The following is a 20552-nucleotide window of genomic DNA, read 5'->3' on the forward strand; positions in this document are numbered from 1 at the left end:
GTCGCATTTAACGAGAGGTGACTAGAGTGTTTGGTTGGGGTCGGTTGTTCTTTCATTTCCTAGAAGATTGGATCAGTCCGGACGGGATCAGGACGGTCGGTGATTTCCGACAATCTGGTTTGTAATGCCGACTTGCTCGGGCAAAAGGTATTCGCCACACAATGGAGATAGGGCTTGCGCGGCAGCTCACCGTTGCTCTGCGTTCCAATATCTAGATTTTTCGGGCACACGTTGATACTACGGCATCTGGTAGTTGACGCACTTGCTTGTGGCCCACCCGCTTGCCTGCCAATCAGATCAGGCAATCAGACCACAAGTTTAGCGTCAGCGGCGGGTCATGGCGCTTCTGCCATACAGCAAGCATGTGTCGGTATCGCCGGCATGGCGGGGCGGCGTAATCGCAATCTGTCGAGCGTCAGCCGTCGCGGAAGGTGTAGCCATACCCGTTGATAGCCGGTGCGCCGCCGAGATGCGCGTAAAGGATCCTCGACCCTTCCGGAAAGAAGCCTTTCTGGACGAGGTCGATCATCCCTTGCATCGATTTGCCTTCATAAACGGGATCGGTAATCATGCCCTCGAGCCGCGCACACAGGCGGATCGCCTCCTTGGTTTCCTGGGACGGAATGCCATAACACGGGTACGCGTAGTCCTCCAGCAATACCACGTCATCCTCGACAGGGTCCGTTCCGAGCTCGACGAGCGTTGCAGTGTGTTGGGCAATACTGAGCACTTGCGCCTTGGTCTTTTCGGGAGTGGCAGAGGCATCGATACCGATCACTTTGCGTTGTCGGTTATCTTCTGCGAACCCGACGAGCATGCCGGCGTGCGTTGAACCGGTGACGGTGCAAACAACAATGTAGTCGACAGCAAATCCAAGCTGTTTCTCCTGGGCGCGCACCTCTTCTGCGAAGCCCACATAGCCCAGACCACCATTCGGGTGGACAGAGGCGCCGGCGGGTATCGCATACGGTCTGCCACCCCTCGCCTTGACCTCATAGAGCGCTTTTTCCCAACTGTGGCGGATGCCGATGTCAAAGCCCGCGTCGACCAGGCGCACCTCTGCTCCCATGATGCGGCTCAAGAGAATATTGCCGACCCGGTCATAGACGGCATCCTCATGGGGAACCCAGCTCTCCTGAACCAGGAGGCATTTCATGCCGATCTTGGCGGCAACCGCGGCGACCATGCGGGTATGGTTGGATTGCACGCCGCCGATGGTGACGAGCGTGTCGGCATCCGACGCGATCGCGTCGGGGACGATGTATTCGAGCTTGCGCAGCTTGTTTCCGCCGAATGCGAGACCGGAGTTGCAGTCCTCGCGTTTGGCGTAGATTTCCACCTTGCCGCCAAGATGCCTGCCGAGGCGTTCGAGCTTCTCGATGGGCGTGGGTCCAAAGGTGAGCGGGTAGCGTTCGAACTTTTCCAGCATGTTTTCTCCTGCAACGGTGATCGAGCTGAGATCAGCTCCGATCGGTCATTCGAAGGCGCCGTTTTATTGAGGCCGGCCGGGCTCTCGGACGTTGCAGAAAAGCTCATCATAGTTTCCACCGCGCCGCGTCATGATCGAGACGAAGCAAGTCGCATGCCGGCGTTCTGCGACGGCTATTGTGTGTCCGCGGTACCAGACAGCTGCATCTCCCGCCAGTGGACGGCCCAGGATGCGGTCACATCTGCCATTTCAAGCGCACCTATTTTGAACGACCAGCTTAACATCCCTAGTTGACCCAAAGTGGCGTGAGATTGACGTCTGACCTTGTCACTGCGCCACAGAGCAGCGATGTGCCCCCCATCGAAAACGAGCTGACGCACATTCGAAGGGTCATCCCTCATCTCGTCATGGTCTGACGGCTGGTTTCCAACTTCCTCCCCTGTCGAAATGCTCAGCCCTTTCATTCACCCGCTCTACAAAGCGCGGCTGGATCGCCAGACCAGAAAGAGCACGCTTGCAAAATAGACCATCTGAAGCAGCAGCGAGCAGGCCAGCGTCGTGACGATTGCCAGTCGGACAGAATGCGAGGCGAGGTAGACAGTCACAGCGTTGCTGCAGAGAACCAGCACCAGCACACGAAAAAAGGTTCTAAAAGGCAACGCCATTCTCCTCGTTTGTCTCGTCATGTCATGCCGCAACCTAGTCGGCCGCGACATGGGTCTGACATTTCTTCGGGCAGACGCGAACGCAGGCTCCGCAGCCAATGCAGCGGCCGGCATGGTCGACCACTATGATCATGCGATTGAGCTCGCCATCGAAGTCATCGTCCTCACCGTTGCGGGCGCCGAGGATTTCACCGGCATCTTCGACGCCGTAAAGGTGCTCGCGCGAGCAGACCTTGAAACAGCGGCCGCAGCCGATGCAGGTCGTGCCGTCGATAGCGGTCAGATACTGCGTCATCCACTAGGAACCATCGCGAGTGACGAAAGTGCCGCTCATCGTGAACTCTCAAACACGGCGAGATCTCTCTTGGCAGCATCCAACTCGGCAAACACGTCGAACGTTTTTTCGGCGACCGCCTTGATCTCGGTCCAGTTTACCGGGAGGTCTTCAGCAAGGTCGTGCAATTCCATCTTCGCATTTCCCGCGCGCGATTGCAGTTTGCGGACTTTTCTCTGCAGCTCATCAAACCCTGACATGATCCCATTCCTCGAAAATCACTCATCGCCCTAAGGCCGGGCGGGGACGGCAGCAGTCGCATAGGACCAGTTTCGTGCCGGCCTCCGGCGCGCTCCGAGGCCTCGACATGGCGGACCAACGGGCACCTGGCGAAGGGTTTCAACCGAACGGCCAACCGCCGACCATCAAGAAACATGCGCCCGATTGCATCCACGGCTCATCTCCATCATCGGCGGCGCCATCAGAGCCGGCGCTACGGAGTCGAAGAAGGTGACCTTTGAGTGTCGCCAGCATCACGTCGCCTCGAAATCAGTCAAAGCTTTCTCCAAGCCGTCGTTGATCGGCCTGGCGAGGTCCGCTGCCGCCATGATGGTGAGCGCTTGGAACTGCCTGGCCTGCTCCACACACATCTCCGCACTCTGGCGCAAGAAGTTCGACTGCAGCTCGATAGCCTCCGACGGAGCCTTCGCGCCACCCAACGCCTGCAGATGCGAGAAGGCGGTCTCGGTATTGGTCCGCAATAGAGCGACCGTCTCCAGCGACAGTTCGTTGCCGACGGCTCCTGCGCTTTGGAATATGGTTCTGAGCATTCTGCCGGCGTCCTCTGCATCCGACGCAAATTCGACAAGAGCTCCTGTCGACTGCCCGCTCTTTTCTTCGGCTGCTGCATCGAGATGACCCGAGGTTTTGAGGTTCATTGCGAGGACGCAGGCAGTTCGATTCTTTTCGTCAGCTTTGTCGTCGATCCTGGCCATTTCGCTTTTCCTTCCGCCCGACCATTGCCCCCGTGGCCAAGCTCTTTGCTTAGCCCCAAGTGCTCCATTCAACTGAACTGGCGGGAGCCGACCTTTCGTATGTCCGCGCACTGTTGATTTTTTCGTCTCACGCGATGAGGCAGCCCCAAAAATCAGTCTTACGCACGCGATGCATTTGCACCATATCACAGAAGACAAGCGATATGCTGAATTGTTTTGTTAAATTATCGACGCAATACTTTAATCGTTCTTTAATACTCTAGCTAGAGCGGTTTTCCCTTAATCGGAGTCGTTTGTTTGCAGTGAACGGCTTGTTCTGATTCCCTGATCGAAGTGATTTGCGGAAGGAGCAGCGGCATGGCACGAGCTTACAGCCTGGATTTGCGGACGCGTGTTATCGAGGCGATAGAGGCAGGCCTGTCGACCCGAGAAGCGGCACGGCGGTTTGCCATCGGGATATCGACGTCTGGTGCATGGTATCGGGCCTGGCGTTCGAGCGGCAATCTGGAACCTGGGCGGCAGGGCAAGCCGAAGGTATCGAAGCTGGACGCGCACGAGACTTTCATTCTCGCCTTGGTCGAGACCGATGAGCGGGACATCACGCTTGCCGAGATCGTCGATCGCCTTGCGGCAGAGCGCGGGGTCAAAGCCAGCCTGACGACGGTCCATGCGTTCTTCGCAAAGCGTGGCATCACGTACAAAAAAAGACAGCGCACGCGGCCGAACAGCAGCGACCGGATGTTTTGGCAGCCCGGGAAGAGTGGTTCGAAGGCCAACTCGATCTCGATCCGAGCCGCCTGATCTTCATCGACGAAAGTGGCCTCAATACCAAGATGGCCCGGCTACGAGGCCGCTCTGCGCGTGGACAGCGTTGCCGGGCGGCTGTTCCTCATGGGCACTGGAAATCCACGACCTTCACGGCCGGCCTGCGCCTCGACGGGATCGTCGCGCCCTGGCTCCTGGACGGCGCCATGGATGGCGAAGCATTCCTGGTCTACTTGCGCCGCGTCCTCGTGCCGACGCTTCAACCCGACGATGTCGTCGTGATGGACAACCTGCCTGCTCATAAAGTGGTCGGTGTCCGCGAAATCATCGAGGCTGCGGGGGCTTCCCTTCGCTATCTTCCGCCCTACTCCCCGGACTTTAACCCCATTGAGATGGCCTTCGCCAAGCTGAAGGCTTTACTGCGAAAGGCAGCAGCCCGGTCCATCCCGGAATTATGGGACGCCGTGGCCGTCGCCATCGATCGTTTCCACCCCAAAGAATGCGAAAACCTGTTCGCCCACGCCGGCTACGATGCCTAACCGTGATTATCCAGAAACTGCTCTAAATCCATTTGATGTATCATGTTAATGGTCGCGTGTTTATTACGGAGAGAGCGATACGCCCAGTTGCAGACAAACCTTTGGCCAGCCTCAGCACCAGAGAAGGGAAGTATCCCGCACATTCAGTTCGGCTTAGAGCGAATGTCCTGATGTAAAGACGGCAAGGCGCAAGGCTGGTTTCAACGCATCTCCGAGCCGCCGACATGGAGTTGATCTCCCTGGTGGCCTGCCCTGATGACACCTCGGAGAAAGTCGCGGCGAACGTGTGCGCACCAAGCCTCGCGAATTGCAGCACACTCACGTTGCCCGGCCATGCCGCTTCACACTGCTCCTCCCGGCCAAAAAGCCTCACTGGCTTCTTCAAACGGACCTGCGGCATCAGGCGCACAAGGAACGGTCCCGATGAGCAGTCCGAACCCGGTCAGCGAGCCAGAAACAGCGGCAAGGCCGGCTTCCCAACGATCCATCTCGTGACGCCGCCAAAGAGCCGCTCGCGCAGCCGGCGGCTTCCGTAAGCGCCCATGACGATCATGTCGGCAGACGTGTCGATTGCGTGCTGCGCAAGCACCGCGGTCGCAGGTTTGCCGGCGCTCGGCAGCCGGTCGACCGCCACCCGAGCACCGTGCCGGGTGAGATAGGCTGCAATGTCGGCTCCGGGCTCCGCGCCGTTTGCGTTGCAGGTTGGCTCCGGATCGACGAGTGTGACACGAACTTCCTCAGCCCGGGACAAGATATCCAGCGCTTCCCTAACCGCGCGGGACGCCTCTGCTCGCGAATCCCAGCAGACCACCACGCGCCGTGGCGACAGTGTCGCCTCAGCGCCCTTCGGCACAACAAGCACCGGCTTTCCCGTATCGAACAAGCTGCCGTTGACGACAGAAGGTCCAAGATGATCATCGTTGAGAAGTGCGGGTCCGACGATCGTGAGGTCGGCGCAGAGCGCCCGCTGTCGCACCGCGTCACCGACGCTGGCCTGATCGCAGTAGTCGGTATCGACGTCAAAGCAAAGCCACATTGCTCTTAGCAGCGTCTGAATTTCCCTGGCTGTTTTTTCCAGTGTGGCCATGTCCTGTGAGAATCTCTCGATCTGCCTATACCGTTTTTCCAGTCTGGCGATAGCCTGTGCGCGTTGTCCAGGCCACTCGGGGATGCCATCACCGAGCAGCGGAGACGCCATAACGAGCGGCGGAGGCGACATCACCAGAACCGAAAGATACGCCCCAACTTCGGCACACAAGGTGGCAGCTATTCTGACGTCCTGATCGCCATGGTCTGACCCCGTCACATTGAGTACGCTTCTGAAAGCCATTTGACTGCTTCTTTCTGAACATGTCCTTTAGGCGCGTTTCAAAGCCGCGAAACTTGCCCTAGGCACGATGGAGATGGGGGAATGGCAGCAGCAGTTATCCATTCAGCCGTCCAGCTCCTCGAGTGAGTAGCCGGCCGATCTGACGGTACGGATGGCGATGCCAGGCGAGGCCTCCTTCAGCGCCTTTCTGAGCCGGCTCATATGGACATCGACGGTGCGTACACCGACATGGATGTTGGCCGGCCAGGCCGCGCCGATCAGTTCGTCCCGAGTGAAGACCTTGCCTGGTGCCTCAAGCAAAAGCCGCAGCAGGTTGAACTCGATCGGCCCGAGATGGATCTCGTGGCCATTGCCACGAACCCGGTGGGCGTCGAGCTTCATCTCAAGCTTGCCACAGGAGAGCCAGCCGCCGTTTTCAAACCCGTTCGAACCCCGCTTCGTCAACGCCAGCTTCGCGCGTAGACAGTCGAGCAGCTTGGCTGGGGCGATCGGCCGCACAAAGCTCTCGTCAATGCCTGCCTTCAGGAGATCGAGGTGCTGGTTTTCGGCCCCGGGGGCAATCAAGGCAATAATGGGCAGACTGCCGGTCCGAGGCTCCCGCTTGAGCCGGGCGCAGATTGCGGACCCGGTTATGCTCGCTGGCCCGCAGTCCAGCACCACGGCCTGGAATTCCCGTTCGTCGGCCCTTGCAAGTGCTTCCTTCGCGCCGCCTGCCGGCTCACTGGTAAAGCCATCCACCTCCAATATGTGGCTGAGGAACAGATAGAACTCGGCATCTTGCGAACAGATCAGGACGAGTGGCTTCATCAGCGCTACCCCAACAACCGCATCGGCCTGGACCGCTTCGGCTGCATGGGCTGGCCATCGCGGCTGCTCAAGTCCCGACATGAACCCCCTGCTCGACAACCGGTTTCCTCACGCCCGTGCCACCTCGGGATAGGCCTCGATGGTTGCGATCGCATCGCCGGCCAGTTTCGTGCCGGCCGCTGCGAGCTTCCACAGCGTCTCGAAGCCGAACCGGTGGACGTCGCGCAGGGTCTTCGACAGAACGACCAGCCGCCCGGCCGTGAAAATGACGCGCCCAAAGCCTTCATGACTCATCTCCATCACCGGAGATGCCATCAGCCCGGACCGCTCCTCGATCGCAAGCCCGACGGCGGCGTAGAACTTATCGAGCCTCCACAGCACGTCCGGATCCGGATCGCCGACGATTGGGATCGCACGGCGCTGTTCCTTGGTGAGGATAAAGTCTCCCAGCAACTCGGCATCCGGTTTGCCTTCCCAGGACCCGTAGGAATCCTGCGCACGGATCAGCCGCACAAGGCATTTGACGAATGGGGTGGCAAGGGCCGCCTCGTCGTCGGCGATCGCAGGGCCAACTGCGGCATCAGACATTTCGCTTCTCCTCATCTCAGTCCTCGTCCTCGAAGGACGGCTTCTTGTTGGTGGCGCCTGCCTCCGCCAGCACCTTCCGCAGCCAGGGGGGAGGACACGTCCTGAGCATCACCTGCGTGCGCAACAGCACCTCCTGAATGCTTTCCGGCTGAGGCACCTTGATCGGATGGATTTTCGCCGAAACAAGCTTCGCTGCCGAAGGCCCGCCGATCGCCAGGCAAAACAGGAGATGACATCCCTTCAAGGCCTCCACCTTCGGCGTGATACGACCATCGCCCTCGGCCTGATGCTTCCCGCTCTGGTCGGAAACGTCGTCGAAGGCCACGGCTTCCACGAGGCTCCATTCCTCGCGCGTCACGTCGTAGATGGCAAAGCGCCTGGCGGACCCGAAATGCGCATTGAGATCCTTCATGTCTTGCGTAGCGATTGCCACGCGCAATGCGCCTGCTGGTCGTTCACGCACGGGACCGTGGACTTCGTCAGGGACGAGTGAGAGGCGGCGGACGGGGCCCATCTGGCGTTTCTCGCTTACCGAGTGGATAGAGTTCCTCACGCGTCGGCGCCTGCCGATTAGCCTGGAAAATGTTGGCAACCTCGAAAACCAGGTCGCGGGTGCCCTGATAGAGGATTGTGGGCTTGTGCTGGCTGCCGAGCCGGTCGAAGACGGGGAAGCCGACGCGCATGAGCGGGATGCCGAGGCGCTCTGCCGCCTGGCGTCCGTGCGAATGGGTGACGAGGAGATCGGCATTGGCGCCAAGAGTTTCCAAATCGCCGAGATCACCGATCTGAACCGACTGCGCCGGTACTTTTTCCAGAATTTTCGACATATCGGTCGTGGTGACCGCCGCGGCGATTTCGCAGCCCATTCCGATGAAGAAAGTTGCGAGTTGGTAGAGTTGGTCTGGTTCAGCTGCGATCGCAATTTTCTTGCCTCCGAAATGGAAATGTCCGTCGAGCAACGCATCCTGCAATTGTGCCCGGCGGCGGCGCACACCTGCCGGCACAGGCTCACCCGAGATCGCGGACAAGAGCGACGCGAACCGGTCGGTGCTCTTCAATCCGGTCAGCGACTGAAACAGCACGTAAGGGACGCCCGTCACCTTCCGCAGCACCTCCGCCGAGCGACGCATGTGCTCGCCGATGGCGATGCAGTACTGGGCCGTGCCAAGTTCGCGGATACCCTCCACGCTGGTGCCGCCATAGGTGGTCGCGACCCAGCGCTCAGGCACGGTGCCGTCGAGCGAGCCGGAGACGTCCGGCAGGATCACCGGCTCGAGTCCGAAGTTTTCAATCATGTCACGCAAATGCTCGATGTCAGCCACGGTGAGGTTCCAGCCGGGGAGGATCGCGATCTTCTTTGACTGCCGCACCTGCTCGCCAGGGCGTGTAAGCCGTTCGATCATCGCGCTGACTGCCTTGGCCCAGCCCTCCTCGATTGCGCCTTCGAAATCCGGCGTATTGGCCAGCACGATCTCGGTGCCTGGGAGGTCTTGCGCGCGTTTCAGCCTGATGTCGGCGACGTCTCCTGCTGTATCTTCGCCACGGGTTTCGACCAGCGCCGTCGTGCAGACCCCGATCAGCTTCGGCTTCGTGCGAGCCTTGATGTTGAGGATCGCCTCTTCAAGATTATCCGCCCCGCCGAGGATCGTCGTCACCTCGTCCATCGCGGTGGTCTGCAGCGGAATGGCTTCCTTGAAATGCCGTACCAAGAGCACGAGCGCGAAGCTGGTGCAGCCCTGGCTGCCGTGGAACAGCGGCATCGCGCCTTCGACCCCAAGAAAGGCCAAGGCGGCACCGAGCGGCTGTGACGACTTCAGCGGATTGACCGTGGCTGATTTGGTCTGGGAAAGGATGCGGGACATCGGCTTTCCTCAAAACTCGCCGAAATCGCCGGCCGTCGGGCCGGCGAATTCTTCGGCAGCGTGCAAGGTCGCGGCCTCGCTCTCGGTACCTTGCAGTTCGTCCTTCACATCAGCCTGGCAATCCCACGGGGCCGGTTCGCGCACCTGGTGCCATATCGGGTTATGAATGGCGAGATCGATCTGGCGTACGAGTTCCACCATGCCGTCATAGCCGGCATAAGGATGCTGGCGCTCCTGGTTGATATCGAGCCAGGGCGTCTTGGCCTTGAGCGCAATGAATTGCGTGCGCCCGCCCGAAAGCATGATATCGGCCTTCTGTTCTGAGAGCATGGCGTAAAGGTCGCGCGCTGGCATCTGCTCGAACATGTGGTTGTCGTCCTTGAGGATCTGTTTGATGCGCTCCTTGTCTTCGAGCGTGGATTTTTTTACCGAAGTGCCGACGATCTCGATGCCGATCTCCGTCAGCGCGTGGACGACTGACCATGACTTGACACCACCTGTGTTGAGCAACACGCGCTTGCCTTGCAGCCGCGGCCGGAAAGCCTCGAGCTTCTTCCACGCAATCGCCTCCTCCTGTGCAATCAGCGTCTCTGTGCGATCGAGGATCTGTCGATCGGCGCCTTTCCTCACCAGCAGTTCAGCAATGTTGCGAAGTGCTTCGGAGGTATCGGTGATGCCGTAGAAGGAGCCCTCGAAGAACGGGATGTCCCAGCGCTCCTCCATCTTGCGGGCTAGGTTGATAAGTGCGGTCGAGCACACCACCATAGCCGCCCGGGCGCGGTGAGCCGACGCAACGTCGATGTATCGCGCGTCCCCCGGAATGCAGGCGCGCACCCGGATGCCAAGCCGATCAAGCAGCGGCTTCACCAGCCAGAACTCACCCGATAGGTTGAATTCGCCAAGGATGTTGATGTCGTGGGGCCCCGCGTCGTCGGGTTCCACGGTGCCGATGACGTGTTCGAGCAAAGCCTCGCCGGCGAGCTTGTTGCCGAGGTTCTTCGACCCGGCCAGGCCCGGCGCATTGACCGGCACCACGGCCAAGCCGAATTTTTCCCCCGCGCGCTTGCAGACGGCCTCGATGTCGTCGCCGATCAGCGCCGTTACGCAAGTCGAGTAGACGAAGATTGCTGGCGGCGCATGTGCCTGCTTGATCTGGCGGATCGCTTTGAAAAGTTTACGCTCGCCCTGCCCCATCACGATGTCGAGTGCGGCGAGATCGGTGGTGAAGCTAGTGCGCCACAGCGTTGGCCCGGACGAAGCCGAGCCGCGGTTGTCCCAGGAATTGCCCTCGCATGCGAGCGGCCCATGGACCAGGTGCGCAACGTCGGTGATCGGCTGCAGCACGATCTTGGCGCCATCGAAGGCGCAGCCGCCGGCTGCCGCTCCCGGCGTCAGCGGCTTTGCGCAGCCCTGTTTGCGCGCCTTGGCATCCTTGCCACGGTTCTTATCGCAGGCGGGCTCGTTGAAGACATCCTGAATCTTGGCGCTGAGCGAGGACATTTGATCGGTCTCCAAAAGGCCCGTGGAAGGTGGCCGGCTTCGACGAAAAGCCGGTCGTAGCGCTCAGCGGGTGAGATCATAGGAATAGTCCGTCACGCCCGTCTGGCTCGTCTCGCGATCGAGCTTGTCGAAGATCTTGTCGAGGATCGCCGTCAGCACGCGTAGCCCGCCCTGGTAGCCCATGAGTGCAAAGCGATGGTGATGGTGCCGGTCGAAGATCGGAAACGTCAGCCGGATCAGCGGCGTGCCTGTATCGCGCTCCAGATACTTGCCGTGGGAATTGCCTATCAGCAGGTCCACCGGCTCGGTGAAGAGCAGTGAGCGCATCGCCCACAGGTCCTTGCCTGCCCACACTTGAGCATCCTTGCCGTACGGTGAGGAAGCAAGCAGTTCCTTCAACTCGGCTTGCCATGCCGATGTGCCGTTGGTGGCGAGGCAATGTGTCGGCTCGCCGCCGGTTTCCATGACAAAGCGGGCCATGGCGTAGACGAAGTCCGGATCGCCGTAGATCGCGTATTTCTTGCCGTGCAGCCAGGACTGGCTGTCCGCCATGGCATCAATCAGTCGGCCGCGCTCCAGGCGGATTGTCTCGGGGATCTCCTTGCCGGAAATCGCCGAGACCTTCATCAGCAATTCATCGGTCGCCTGGACGCCGAGCGGATAATGGAACGGGGCCGTCGCCTGCCCGACTTCCTCGCAATACTCAAGCGTTTTTCGGGTGTTGTAACGCTGTAGTGAAACTGTCGCCTCGGCGTTAAGTGCCTTCTTCACGTCTTCAATCTTCGTGCCGCCGTCGTACATGCGGTATTCGCCGTCCGACGGCGTGTCGAACTGGTCAGAGGCGTCCTGGATGAAGGTGTAGGACACGCCCATCAGATCGAGCAGGCGCTTGAGTTCACGGTTGTTGCCGACGCAGAAGCCGTCAAAGCCCGGGATTATGTTGATGGTTCCCTTGACTTGACTGCGTTCCTGTCCTTTCCAGAAGTGCTCCAGAATGCCCTTGACCATGCCGTCATAGCCATCGACATGGCTGCCGACGAAAGCCGGCGTGTGGGCAAAGGGCACGTCGAAATCGCGCGGGACGGAGTTTTCGTCCTTGGCATTCTCGATGAAGCTGTGCAGGTCGTCGCCAATGACCTCGGCCATACAGGTCGTGGAGACGGCGATCATCTTCGGGTCATAGAGTTGGTAGGTGTTGGCTAGCCCATCGACCATGTTCTTCAGGCCGCCGAAAACCGCCGCATCTTCAGTCATCGAGGAGGAAACCGCCGAAGCAGGCTCCTTGAAATGGCGCGACAGGTGCGAGCGATAGTAGGCCACGCAGCCCTGGCTGCCATGGACGAAGGACATCGTTCGCTCGAAGCCCGCGGCCGCGAACACCGCGCCGAGCGGCTGGCAGGCCTTGGCGGGGTTCACCACAAGCGCTTCGCGGGCGAGATTCCTTTCGCGGTATTCCCAGGTCTTGGTGAATTCACATTGATCGGTGACGATCTGATCGGGGTGCGGACATTCGAAATTCAGCTTCTTCTCGGCGAGCATCTGCCTATATTCCGGCTCGCGGAACAGAGGAGCGTGGTCGAGAATTTTTTCAGCCGACTGCGGCATTGGTGGTTACCTCTTTTTCATCTGGCCTCGCCATATGGCGGCTCAGGGACGTCGAGCGTTTCAGGTCTCCCGCGGATCGCGGGCGCAGGCGTTCATCGTCTCCCTTGGGGAGATTAAGCTGAGTACAGGTGGTTATTCGGCAGCCAACGCTTGCCCACGGCTCGGGCTCTTTTTCCAGGGAGCCTGGAATAGGTCCCAGACCGGGTTGTTGATGGCAAGATCCACGTCGCGGGCGAAAATGGCAAAGCCGTCATAGCCGTGATATGGTCCTGAATAATCCCAGGAGTGCATTTGCCGGAACGGTATGCCCATCTTCTGCACCGGGTACTTTTCCTTGATGCCCGAGCCGACCAGATTAGGCCGAACCCCCTCGATGAACTTCTCCAACTCGTAACCGGTCACGTCGTCATAGATCAGCGTGCCGTTCTTCACGTAATGGCTGGTGCGCTGATAGTCGTCATTGTGGGCGAACTCATAGCCCGTGCCGACGATCACCATGCCGAGATCTTCGTAGGCCGTGATGACGTGACGGGGTCGCAGGCCGCCGACATAGAGCATGACGGTATTGCCTTCGAGGCGCGGCCGGTACTTGGCAATGACCGCATCGACAAGCGGCCTGTACTTGGCGATGACCTTCTCGGCCTTCTCCTCGATTTCAGGCCCAAAATGCTTGGCTATCTTGCGCAGAGAGGATTCGATCTGAGAGGGGCCGAAGAAATTGTATTCCATCCAGGGGATGCCGTATTTTTCCTCCATGTGCCGGCAGATATAGTTCATCGACCGGTAGCAATGGATGAGATTGAGCTTGGCCTTCGGCGCGCGCTCGATTTCGGCGAGCGTAGCATCGCCCGACCAGTTGCCGACCACGCGCAGCCCTATCTCCTCAAGCAGGATGCGAGAGGCCCAGGCGTCGCCACCGATATTGTAGTCGCCGATGACGTTGACGTCATAAGGACCGGCTTCGAATTCGACTTCCTTCTTCTCGAAGACCCAATCGCGGATCGAATCGTTGGCGATGTGGTGGCCAAGCGATTGCGAGACGCCGCGGAAGCCCTCGCAGCGTACCGGCACGATCGTCTTTTCGAGCTGCTTGGCCTTGTTTCGGGACACAGCTTCGGTGTCGTCGCCAATCAGGCCGATCGGGCATTCCGATTGCACGGTCATGCCGTTGTTGAGGGGAAACAGTTCCTCGATCTCGTCGATGATCTGTTCCAGCTTCTTGTCGCCGCCGAAAACAATGTCCTTCTCCTGGAAGTCGGAGGTGAACTGCATTGTCCCGAACGTGTCGATGCCCGTCGTACCGACATAGTAGTTGCGGCGCTGCGACCAGGAGTATTGCCCGCAGCCGACCGGTCCGTGCGAGATATGGACCATATCCTTGACTGGACCCCACACCACGCCTTTAGAGCCGGCATAGGCGCAGCCGCGAACCGTCATCACGCCCGGAATGGACTTGATGTTCGACTTGACGTCGCATTCGGAGACGACCTCGCCTTCCTCGCCAGCCTCTTCTCCGCTCTTAGCAACGCTAAGGTGCTTTTTGCGGCGCTTGGCCGCCTTGTCGGGATATTGCGACAGCACCTCCTCGACAAGCTTCGCATGGAGAGCGCCGTCATTCTCGTATTCCAGGCTCATGGGATCCCTTTTAATGGTTCGGGTGACGCCTCATTGAGGAGGCGCCGTTCTTTGAAAAGGCGCGCCAGCTCCAGGTCCGCGCCTCGCGGCGGCAGGAGCGGTTATTGGGCGACCGCCTTGACGGTTTCCTTGGCCTGAAGCTCGGCAAGCATCTGCTCGTCGGTCTTCATGATGCCGAAGTCGAGCAGCATGTCCTCGAGCTCCTCCATGGTGATCGGGGTCGGGACGGTGCCCTGGCCGGAATTGCCATGAATCTTCTCGGCCAGCGCGCGGTATTCCCCCGCCTGCTTGGAGTTCGGCGCATACTGGATGACTGACATCTTCCTGAGCTCAGCGTGCTGAACGATGTTGTCGCGCGGCACAAAATGGATGAGCTTGGAATTGAGCCTGGCGGCCAGTGCTTCGGCAAGGTCGAGCTCGCGGTCGGTTTGGCGTTCGTTGCAGATCAGGCCGCCGAGCCGCACGCCGCCCGAATGGGCATATTTCAGGATGCCCTTGGCGATGTTGTTGGCGGCATAAAGCGCCATCATCTCGCCGGACATGACGATGTAGATTTCCTGCGCCTTGTTCTCGCGGATCGGCATCGCGAAGCCGCCGCACACGACATCGCCGAGCACGTCGTAGGATACATAGTCCATACCGTCATAGGCGCCGTTCTCCTCAAGGAAGTTGATCGAGGTGATGACGCCGCGGCCGGCACAGCCGACACCCGGCTCGGGGCCGCCGGACTCCACGCACTTGATGCCTTTGTAGCCGACCTTGAGCACATCCTCGAGTTCGAGGTCTTCCACCGAGCCTTCCTGCGCCGCGAGATGTAGGACCGTATCCTGCGCCTTTGCGTTCAGGATCAGGCGGGTGGAGTCGGCTTTGGGGTCACAGCCGACGATAAGGATCTTCTGCCCGAGGTCGACAAGTGCGGCGAGTGTATTCTGGGAGGTGGTGGATTTGCCGATCCCCCCTTTGCCGTAGAATGCGATCTGACGCAGACCTGACATGTAGCGTTCCTTCCTTCTTTTCACCCATCGCGGCTGCCCGCGACATGAATGCCGGTCGGCAGCTCTCGCCGCCTCGTACTCAAGGTTTCAAGACTCGTGCCAACTTGCCTGATAGGGTCGAAGAAGAATTTCGTGTTATCTTTTCAGCTATTTAGCCTAAGGACAAAACAACATATTGGCCAAACACGCCTGTGTCGTGGACCCGACAAAAGCGACAGAAGGTGGCAGATGGCGTAAAAAGAGACGAGATCGTAAATCGTCGCGCGTCGGGCATATTGATGACAATGGGTCGCGAATTCAGGCAGCAGCGAGGTGAGCAATCTGACGCTGTGGCCAGGGCGAGGAGGCGGGGAACGGTAGCGGCGATAAGCGGATTGGGGCCATCCTGTATATGCACGCTTCATCGTACAAATTCGTCAGCCCTCTGTTAATTTTACGATGTCCAACGGGCATGCCCGACGTCGTGCCGGTGCGGCGACAGAAGGGCGAGCATGCCTTCGGCGAGGACTGGATGGAGCTATGTCGTCTGCTCACTTGCCAGCTATCAACATCAAAACCACATCCTCGCCTATAACGGGTAGCCGCCATCCTTGGCGCGCCGATCTCGATGAGCGGCCTGAACCCTCAAATTATGTGGGCGCCAAGAGGAAAACGCTGCCGTACCGGTTTCACAGATCTTGACCGCGATAGGTTACCAGCGGCGGGTTCGAAAATGGAAATGGCTACGCCTACCGCCAATACGGTGCCGACAGTCGCGACGATCTGACCGATGGCGGATAGACTTCCGCCGCCTCCGCTGCCGCCATTGGGAAATAGATTTGTTGTGAAAGCGCAACCGCAACGATTGCGGCGGGCACGCTATAGACGAGAACGAGCCGGGCCAACTCCATAAGTGACGACGCTACTTGTCTGTGGTCAGGATTGTCAGAGATTTCCGCCGTTTATCCGGCAGAACGGGACTGTCGAGCCTTCATCCCTTCTTGGTCGTGGTTTGGCCAGCGAAACGACCCTCGTAACCGCGAACGGGGGTACCAAGGGTCTGCCCAAAAATGAGCGCTCACTGGCAGCCATCACCGGCAGTTGCGAACGCTTTACGAATTTCGGTGTGATCTTACCGCGTGAGCATGGCGGAAATGCCATGGCGGACGAAGGGGAGATATTGGGCAAAGCGAAGCCCGACATGTCTTGCAACCCGTGCCGCTGGGTGCTCGCCTGAGTATAGTCCGATAAGGATATTCGTGGCATGATAGAGCGGTGCCGCCGATAGGCGCAGGCAGCTTTCGTATTTGTGAAGCAAATCGGGATCACCAATGTCGCGACGGTCGCGACATGCCGTCAGGATTCCATTTGAGAGTTGCTTCTGCCCGCTGATGCCGATGTTGAAGCCATGCGCGGTCACCGGGTGCATGCCGATTGCGGCATCGCCAACAAGTGCGGCGCTTGGAGCGCAGAACTTGTGCGCCCACGTCGTGACCAGCGCATAGCTGTGGCGGGTGCTTGCCAGGCTCATTTTTCCGAGGCGCCCTCGACACCGGTCCGTCAATTCCTTCAGGAACAAATCGTCGTCGAAAGCAATCAGTTTGTCGGCCTGGTTTGAGGGCAAGGTGAGAAGCAGCGACGACACGCCTTGGGTGAGCGGCAACATCGCTATCGTCTGATGGTGATCGAACCATTCGACTGCGATCTGGTGATGGAGGCGCTCGTGCCTCACCCGGCAAATCAGCATCGATTTGCCGAGCTGGTTGATATCGGCGCCGATGCCGAGCAGGTCGCGCGTGGCGGACAAACGCGAATCCGCGGCAACGAGAAGCCGAGCGGCCAATTGCCTGCCGTCAGAGAGCGTTATGACCGCACCTTCGTGGCTGTTTGTTGCATGGACGACCGCGTGGCCGCACAGCAGCTGGGCATGATCCTGCAAGCGAATGATCTTGAACAGGGCGTCGCGGATCCGACAATTTGGCACCAGAATCCCGAGCGGCTCGCGAGATCGGCTGGGCGAATCGAAGCGCAGCGTGAAGGGGCTCGAACCATTGAGCACCCGCGCGCCTTGAAGGGGTGATTTGGCCGAAGCGGGGATGGCATCCCAGGCGCCGAGCTCGCGAAGGATTGCAATCGAAGCGTTGGTCAGCGCGATCTCGCGACCGTCGAAAGCCGGATTGGCCAGCCTTTCCAGGGGCTGCTGTTCGACGACGGCCACCTTGAGTTGGCTCCGGGCAAGCGATGCGGCGAAGGAAAGTCCGACCGGCCCGGCTCCGATGACAACGATGTCAAATGTCTCGTGGGAGCCAGCCATCAGCATGCCGCCATCGCGTCGGCCGTCCCGGCGAGATGCTGCCTGGGGAGAGCCGCAAGCGCGGCTCGATTGAGCTGCTTTTCCAATGCCCGCCCCAGCCATTTGGTCAAAATGCCAAGTCTGCGGATGTGGTAGGCTGAGCCTTGGCCGTCGCGCGCGTATCTGCAATGGCGCGTTGCAGTCTGACAAGGTCGACCACCCCGGGGATCACTTCGTCGCCGACCACCAACGCCGGCGTGCCGGTGATATGCAGACCGCTGGCGAGCGCGCGATTGCGCGCGATGGCGTCTGCGATCGCCGGATCCTCCATGTCCCGCTTGAGCTGCTCAACGTCTAGGCCCACACGGCCTGCGATGGTCAAGGTGGTTCTTTTGTTGACCACGCCGGGAAAATTCATAAGGGCGAGGTGGAACGCCTCATATTTTCGCTGTTGGCGGGAGGCGAGCGCCGCCACCGCGGCGAATTCGGAATTCGATCCCAGGATCGGGAACTCCTTGAACACAAGCTTCACATTGGCATCGTCCCTGATGGCTTGCTGGATATTGAGGCCTGCCGCCCGGCAAGGCAGACAGTTGTAGTCGAAGAAAGAGACCAGAGCGACATCGGCTTCGCGATTGCCGGCGATTGGCGAAGCGAGGTCGTTGAGGAGTGCGTCGCGCCGCTTGAGAATGAGGATGCGCAGCTCCGCTGCGAGCTGGCGATGGTCTCCCAGCAGGCTCAGGTCATCTGGATATTGCTTTAGCGCCGCCAGCGCCGAAAGAAGCAGCGCGACCAGAATAGCGATCGCGGCGACGAGGGTGGTACTTTGCTTAAACATGAGGCGGCTCCAATCAGCGGTGAACGGTCGGGCAGCAACGGCTGGCCTTTTGGCGCAAAGCGGTCATCGCTTTGGATCGGTTGCCGAGCGGGTCGCGCAGCACGGGAAGCTACTGGAACCCGTAGCCATCGAGCCGGTGCCATCTGGCGGTGCGTCCATGACGACTTCGTGCCAACGAGCCGACCCCAATATCTAGAAAGCGTTCGCGCGAGCTGGCCAGACGCAAGTGCCGTTCGCCACGCCGGCCGACCTTCTGGAGATCGTTCATAGCGGCGATGCCGGCCGAATTGTCAGAAAGGTGACAGGCGCGATGACCATCTTGACGAACTTGACGAACTTGACGAACTTGACGAAGGCATCGTCCAGCAACTTCATGCTCTCGCCGACCTGCGGATAGAAGCAAACAAGGGTGACGCCAAGGGCGATGGCGGCAAGCACCTGCGCGTAAAGCCGGGCGTAGCAAGGCTTGCGGGACGCGGCACGCGGGCTGCGAATTGGCAGGATTCAAGATAGTTGTCTCCCTGCGCGGATCGAGGTGGGTTCCTCCCTTTGGGGGCTTCTCCCATCACGGCGTTCCGGTCGAACGCCACACCAACGACGCTGCAAGCTTCGTGCCGACTAGCGGCCGCGCGAAACGCGCGGGATCTCTCATACCGATCCTGGGCACATTTGTGCACTCGCCGCTGGCGCGTGCCCTGCACCGAAAGGCCGACTGCGGGAATTGAACTTCGCGGAGCGGCTGGAAGGCCGTCGACGCGACGTCTTTGCCTTAGGGGCTGCGATCGGCGTGGTCGATATCGTGGTACGGCTATGCCCCGGGCCCGTAGCCCGGCGGTCTGATCATACCGGGTGATCGAATATCAAACGCCGCGGTTAGCACCGATTGTCTCTGCAGCCACCCTATGGTCGGGTGCTGAGCAGGTGGCGGGTTCGACCACCGCGTTACGACATAGCCCAAGTGCGCACCTGCCGCGCAATCGTTGCACTGGCCACACCGCCCGGACGGCTACGTCGGATGCGCAGTCGGTGCCGGTGCGGACTTCGGAATGAACAGCGAGGCGATCCTGCGATCGACCGGGTGCGGCCTTGACCTCAGACGCATCGCCCGATGGCTACAAGTCTCAAACCTCGCCGCCGTTCAATGCCTTGACGGTTGGGGCAAGGCGAGCATCAGCAATACTGTGGATGGGGTTGGCGGCTTGCCCGTTGACAAGTTGAACATAACCACGCTGCGCCCAGTGTCGTGCTGCAGCGAACCCATCAGGTGACATTTGTCGCCGTCCGGCTGACAACGGGTCCGCTCAGACAAGAGTCATCGAGTCCAGGTCAGATGGGAAATCGGTCAGCTTCCGATAGCCGTCCGCAGTGATCAGAACGGTATCGGAATGGCGGTAGCCACCTTGGCCGTGCCAGTAGATGCCCGGTTCGACACTGATCAACATGTTCTCCTGCAGGATGTCGTCGCTCCCCTCGGCAAGCCACGGTCCTTCGTGTCCGGCCATGCCGATACCGTGACCGGTCCGGTGCAGTAGATTTCCGCCGAATCCTTCAGAACGCAGGAACGACTTGACCTTATGATCGACTTCGTGGCCGCTGACACCGGGCCGAAGCATGTCATAGGCGATGTTGCGGGCGGCGAGCATCGTCGCGAAGACCGCGGCTTGATCGCCCGAGGTGCGGTGCAGGAAGAAGGTGCGCTCGGTCTCCGCCGAATAGCCGTTCACCCGAAGAAACGACAAGCCGACATTGGGACCTTCGCCGAATATGTCCGTCGGTTCGGGAAAGCGATGCGGCTGGGCGCTGAAGGGTGCAGCCCAGACACCGAGCCAGATCGAGCTGGTGTGCTGGTCGAATTTTCCCTCGCCCTCGACGATGGCATTGCGAAGCTCCGGGATGCGGTCATACCCGCCTTGGATGGAGGTGCCGATACGCGCTGCATCCATCACCATCCGCAGGCCGAGGTCACAAAAGCGCGCGGCCCGTTCGATCCGACTGATCTCGTAGGGCGACTTGACCAGTCGCAAGCGCTCCACCAGTGGCTCCACCATCGGGAAAAAGTGCTCGAGTGCTTGCATGAGTTCGGCAGGCATGGACGGCTCCACTGCGATCACATCATGCTCCCCGATCACCTGGGCAAGCGCGTCGAGAAATGTTTCGCCTTTGGGCGCCGGGTACTCGGTGTATTCCAAGATGCGATGCTGCAGCGGGATCGCCGCGACGTTCTCGGCCTCCAGCCGCGGTGTCACAAAGACGAGATCGCCCTCGGGGCGTACGACGAGGAAAAACGGGCGCTCGAATGGCTGATAGCGGAAGCCGGTCAGATAAAAGATGCTGTCTGTAGAGGTTATCAGCGCAGCATCCAGCTCCTTGTGCTCGATCAAGCGTCTTATTTTATTAAGCCGCAGTTCGTATTCGTCCAGTATTCCTGTCTCCATGACAAGCCGTCTCCTTGT

Annotated in this window: 18 protein-coding genes; 1 reads left to right on the top strand and 17 read right to left on the bottom strand. The window is 59.9% G+C overall.

Features of this window, described 5'->3' with window-relative positions:
• Positions 1 to 415: 415 nt before the first annotated feature.
• From ACFSQT_RS09570 to ACFSQT_RS09590, 5 genes are all read right to left on the bottom strand, one after another.
• Positions 416 to 1429 carry a 1-aminocyclopropane-1-carboxylate deaminase gene (locus ACFSQT_RS09570; RefSeq protein ID WP_379018084.1) on the bottom strand — a complete coding sequence of 338 codons (1014 nt, stop codon included), beginning with the start codon at positions 1427 to 1429 and terminating at the stop codon, positions 416 to 418.
• Between the two features lie 473 nt (positions 1430 to 1902).
• Positions 1903 to 2094, bottom strand: a complete 192-nt coding sequence (locus ACFSQT_RS09575; protein ID WP_379018085.1) for an exopolysaccharide production repressor protein — start codon at positions 2092 to 2094, stop codon at positions 1903 to 1905.
• A 34-nt stretch (positions 2095 to 2128) separates the two neighbouring features.
• Entirely contained in the window at positions 2129 to 2389 is a 261-nt protein-coding gene (gene fdxB, locus ACFSQT_RS09580) for a ferredoxin III, nif-specific (RefSeq protein ID WP_379018086.1), read from the bottom strand.
• A gap of 35 nt (positions 2390 to 2424) precedes the next feature.
• Positions 2425 to 2628 carry a CCE_0567 family metalloprotein gene (locus ACFSQT_RS09585; RefSeq protein ID WP_095205207.1) on the bottom strand — a complete coding sequence of 68 codons (204 nt, stop codon included), beginning with the start codon at positions 2626 to 2628 and terminating at the stop codon, positions 2425 to 2427.
• A gap of 273 nt (positions 2629 to 2901) precedes the next feature.
• Positions 2902 to 3363 (bottom strand): phasin family protein, encoded by a 462-nt coding sequence (locus ACFSQT_RS09590; RefSeq protein ID WP_379018087.1) that lies wholly within the window; start codon positions 3361 to 3363, stop codon positions 2902 to 2904.
• 357 nt (positions 3364 to 3720) lie between these two features.
• On the opposite strand from ACFSQT_RS09590, the gene ACFSQT_RS09595 reads away from it, so the two are divergent.
• Positions 3721 to 4667 (top strand): IS630 family transposase gene (locus ACFSQT_RS09595; protein WP_417568608.1). Its coding sequence is split into 2 segments (ribosomal slippage): positions 3721 to 4062 and positions 4065 to 4667, totalling 945 coding nucleotides; the frame shifts between segments, so codons are not numbered across the junction.
• A gap of 442 nt (positions 4668 to 5109) precedes the next feature.
• Here the strand turns inward: ACFSQT_RS09595 and ACFSQT_RS09600 are convergent.
• From ACFSQT_RS09600 to ACFSQT_RS09655, 12 genes are all read right to left on the bottom strand, one after another.
• Positions 5110 to 5997 (bottom strand): universal stress protein, encoded by an 888-nt coding sequence (locus ACFSQT_RS09600; protein WP_379018088.1) that lies wholly within the window; start codon positions 5995 to 5997, stop codon positions 5110 to 5112.
• Positions 5998 to 6099: 102 nt separating this feature from the next.
• Positions 6100 to 6885: a response regulator transcription factor gene (locus tag ACFSQT_RS09605; RefSeq protein WP_379018089.1), complete on the bottom strand. Its 786-nt coding sequence runs from the start codon at positions 6883 to 6885 to the stop codon at positions 6100 to 6102.
• A 27-nt stretch (positions 6886 to 6912) separates the two neighbouring features.
• Entirely contained in the window at positions 6913 to 7392 is a 480-nt protein-coding gene (locus ACFSQT_RS09610) for a NifX-associated nitrogen fixation protein (protein WP_379018090.1), read from the bottom strand.
• 16 nt (positions 7393 to 7408) lie between these two features.
• Positions 7409 to 7906, bottom strand: a complete 498-nt coding sequence (nifX, locus tag ACFSQT_RS09615) for a nitrogen fixation protein NifX (protein ID WP_379018091.1) — start codon at positions 7904 to 7906, stop codon at positions 7409 to 7411.
• Entirely contained in the window at positions 7872 to 9254 is a 1383-nt protein-coding gene (nifN, locus tag ACFSQT_RS09620; protein ID WP_379018092.1) for a nitrogenase iron-molybdenum cofactor biosynthesis protein NifN, read from the bottom strand. The genes nifX and nifN overlap by 35 nt, the downstream gene beginning before the upstream one ends.
• Before the next feature lie 9 nt (positions 9255 to 9263).
• Positions 9264 to 10754, bottom strand: coding sequence for a nitrogenase iron-molybdenum cofactor biosynthesis protein NifE (gene nifE / locus ACFSQT_RS09625; protein WP_379018093.1), 1491 nt, complete (start codon positions 10752 to 10754; stop codon positions 9264 to 9266).
• 63 nt (positions 10755 to 10817) lie between these two features.
• Positions 10818 to 12359, bottom strand: a complete 1542-nt coding sequence (gene nifK, locus ACFSQT_RS09630; protein ID WP_379018094.1) for a nitrogenase molybdenum-iron protein subunit beta — start codon at positions 12357 to 12359, stop codon at positions 10818 to 10820.
• Positions 12360 to 12491: 132 nt separating this feature from the next.
• Positions 12492 to 13994 (bottom strand): nitrogenase molybdenum-iron protein alpha chain, encoded by a 1503-nt coding sequence (gene nifD, locus ACFSQT_RS09635; protein ID WP_379018095.1) that lies wholly within the window; start codon positions 13992 to 13994, stop codon positions 12492 to 12494.
• 101 nt (positions 13995 to 14095) lie between these two features.
• Positions 14096 to 14989, bottom strand: coding sequence for a nitrogenase iron protein (nifH, locus tag ACFSQT_RS09640; protein WP_095090555.1), 894 nt, complete (start codon positions 14987 to 14989; stop codon positions 14096 to 14098).
• A gap of 1111 nt (positions 14990 to 16100) precedes the next feature.
• Entirely contained in the window at positions 16101 to 17282 is a 1182-nt protein-coding gene (gene ubiM, locus ACFSQT_RS09645) for a 5-demethoxyubiquinol-8 5-hydroxylase UbiM (protein WP_379018096.1), read from the bottom strand.
• A gap of 106 nt (positions 17283 to 17388) precedes the next feature.
• The gene (locus ACFSQT_RS09650) at positions 17389 to 18099 is read right to left on the bottom strand and encodes a DsbA family protein (RefSeq protein ID WP_379018097.1); all 711 of its coding nucleotides are present in this window, start codon (positions 18097 to 18099) and stop codon (positions 17389 to 17391) included.
• A 1301-nt stretch (positions 18100 to 19400) separates the two neighbouring features.
• Entirely contained in the window at positions 19401 to 20534 is a 1134-nt protein-coding gene (locus tag ACFSQT_RS09655; RefSeq protein WP_379018098.1) for a M24 family metallopeptidase, read from the bottom strand.
• Between the last annotated feature and the right edge of the window lie 18 nt (positions 20535 to 20552).

This window comes from Mesorhizobium calcicola (assembly GCF_042682105.1).
GTDB lineage: Bacteria > Pseudomonadota > Alphaproteobacteria > Rhizobiales > Rhizobiaceae > Mesorhizobium > Mesorhizobium calcicola.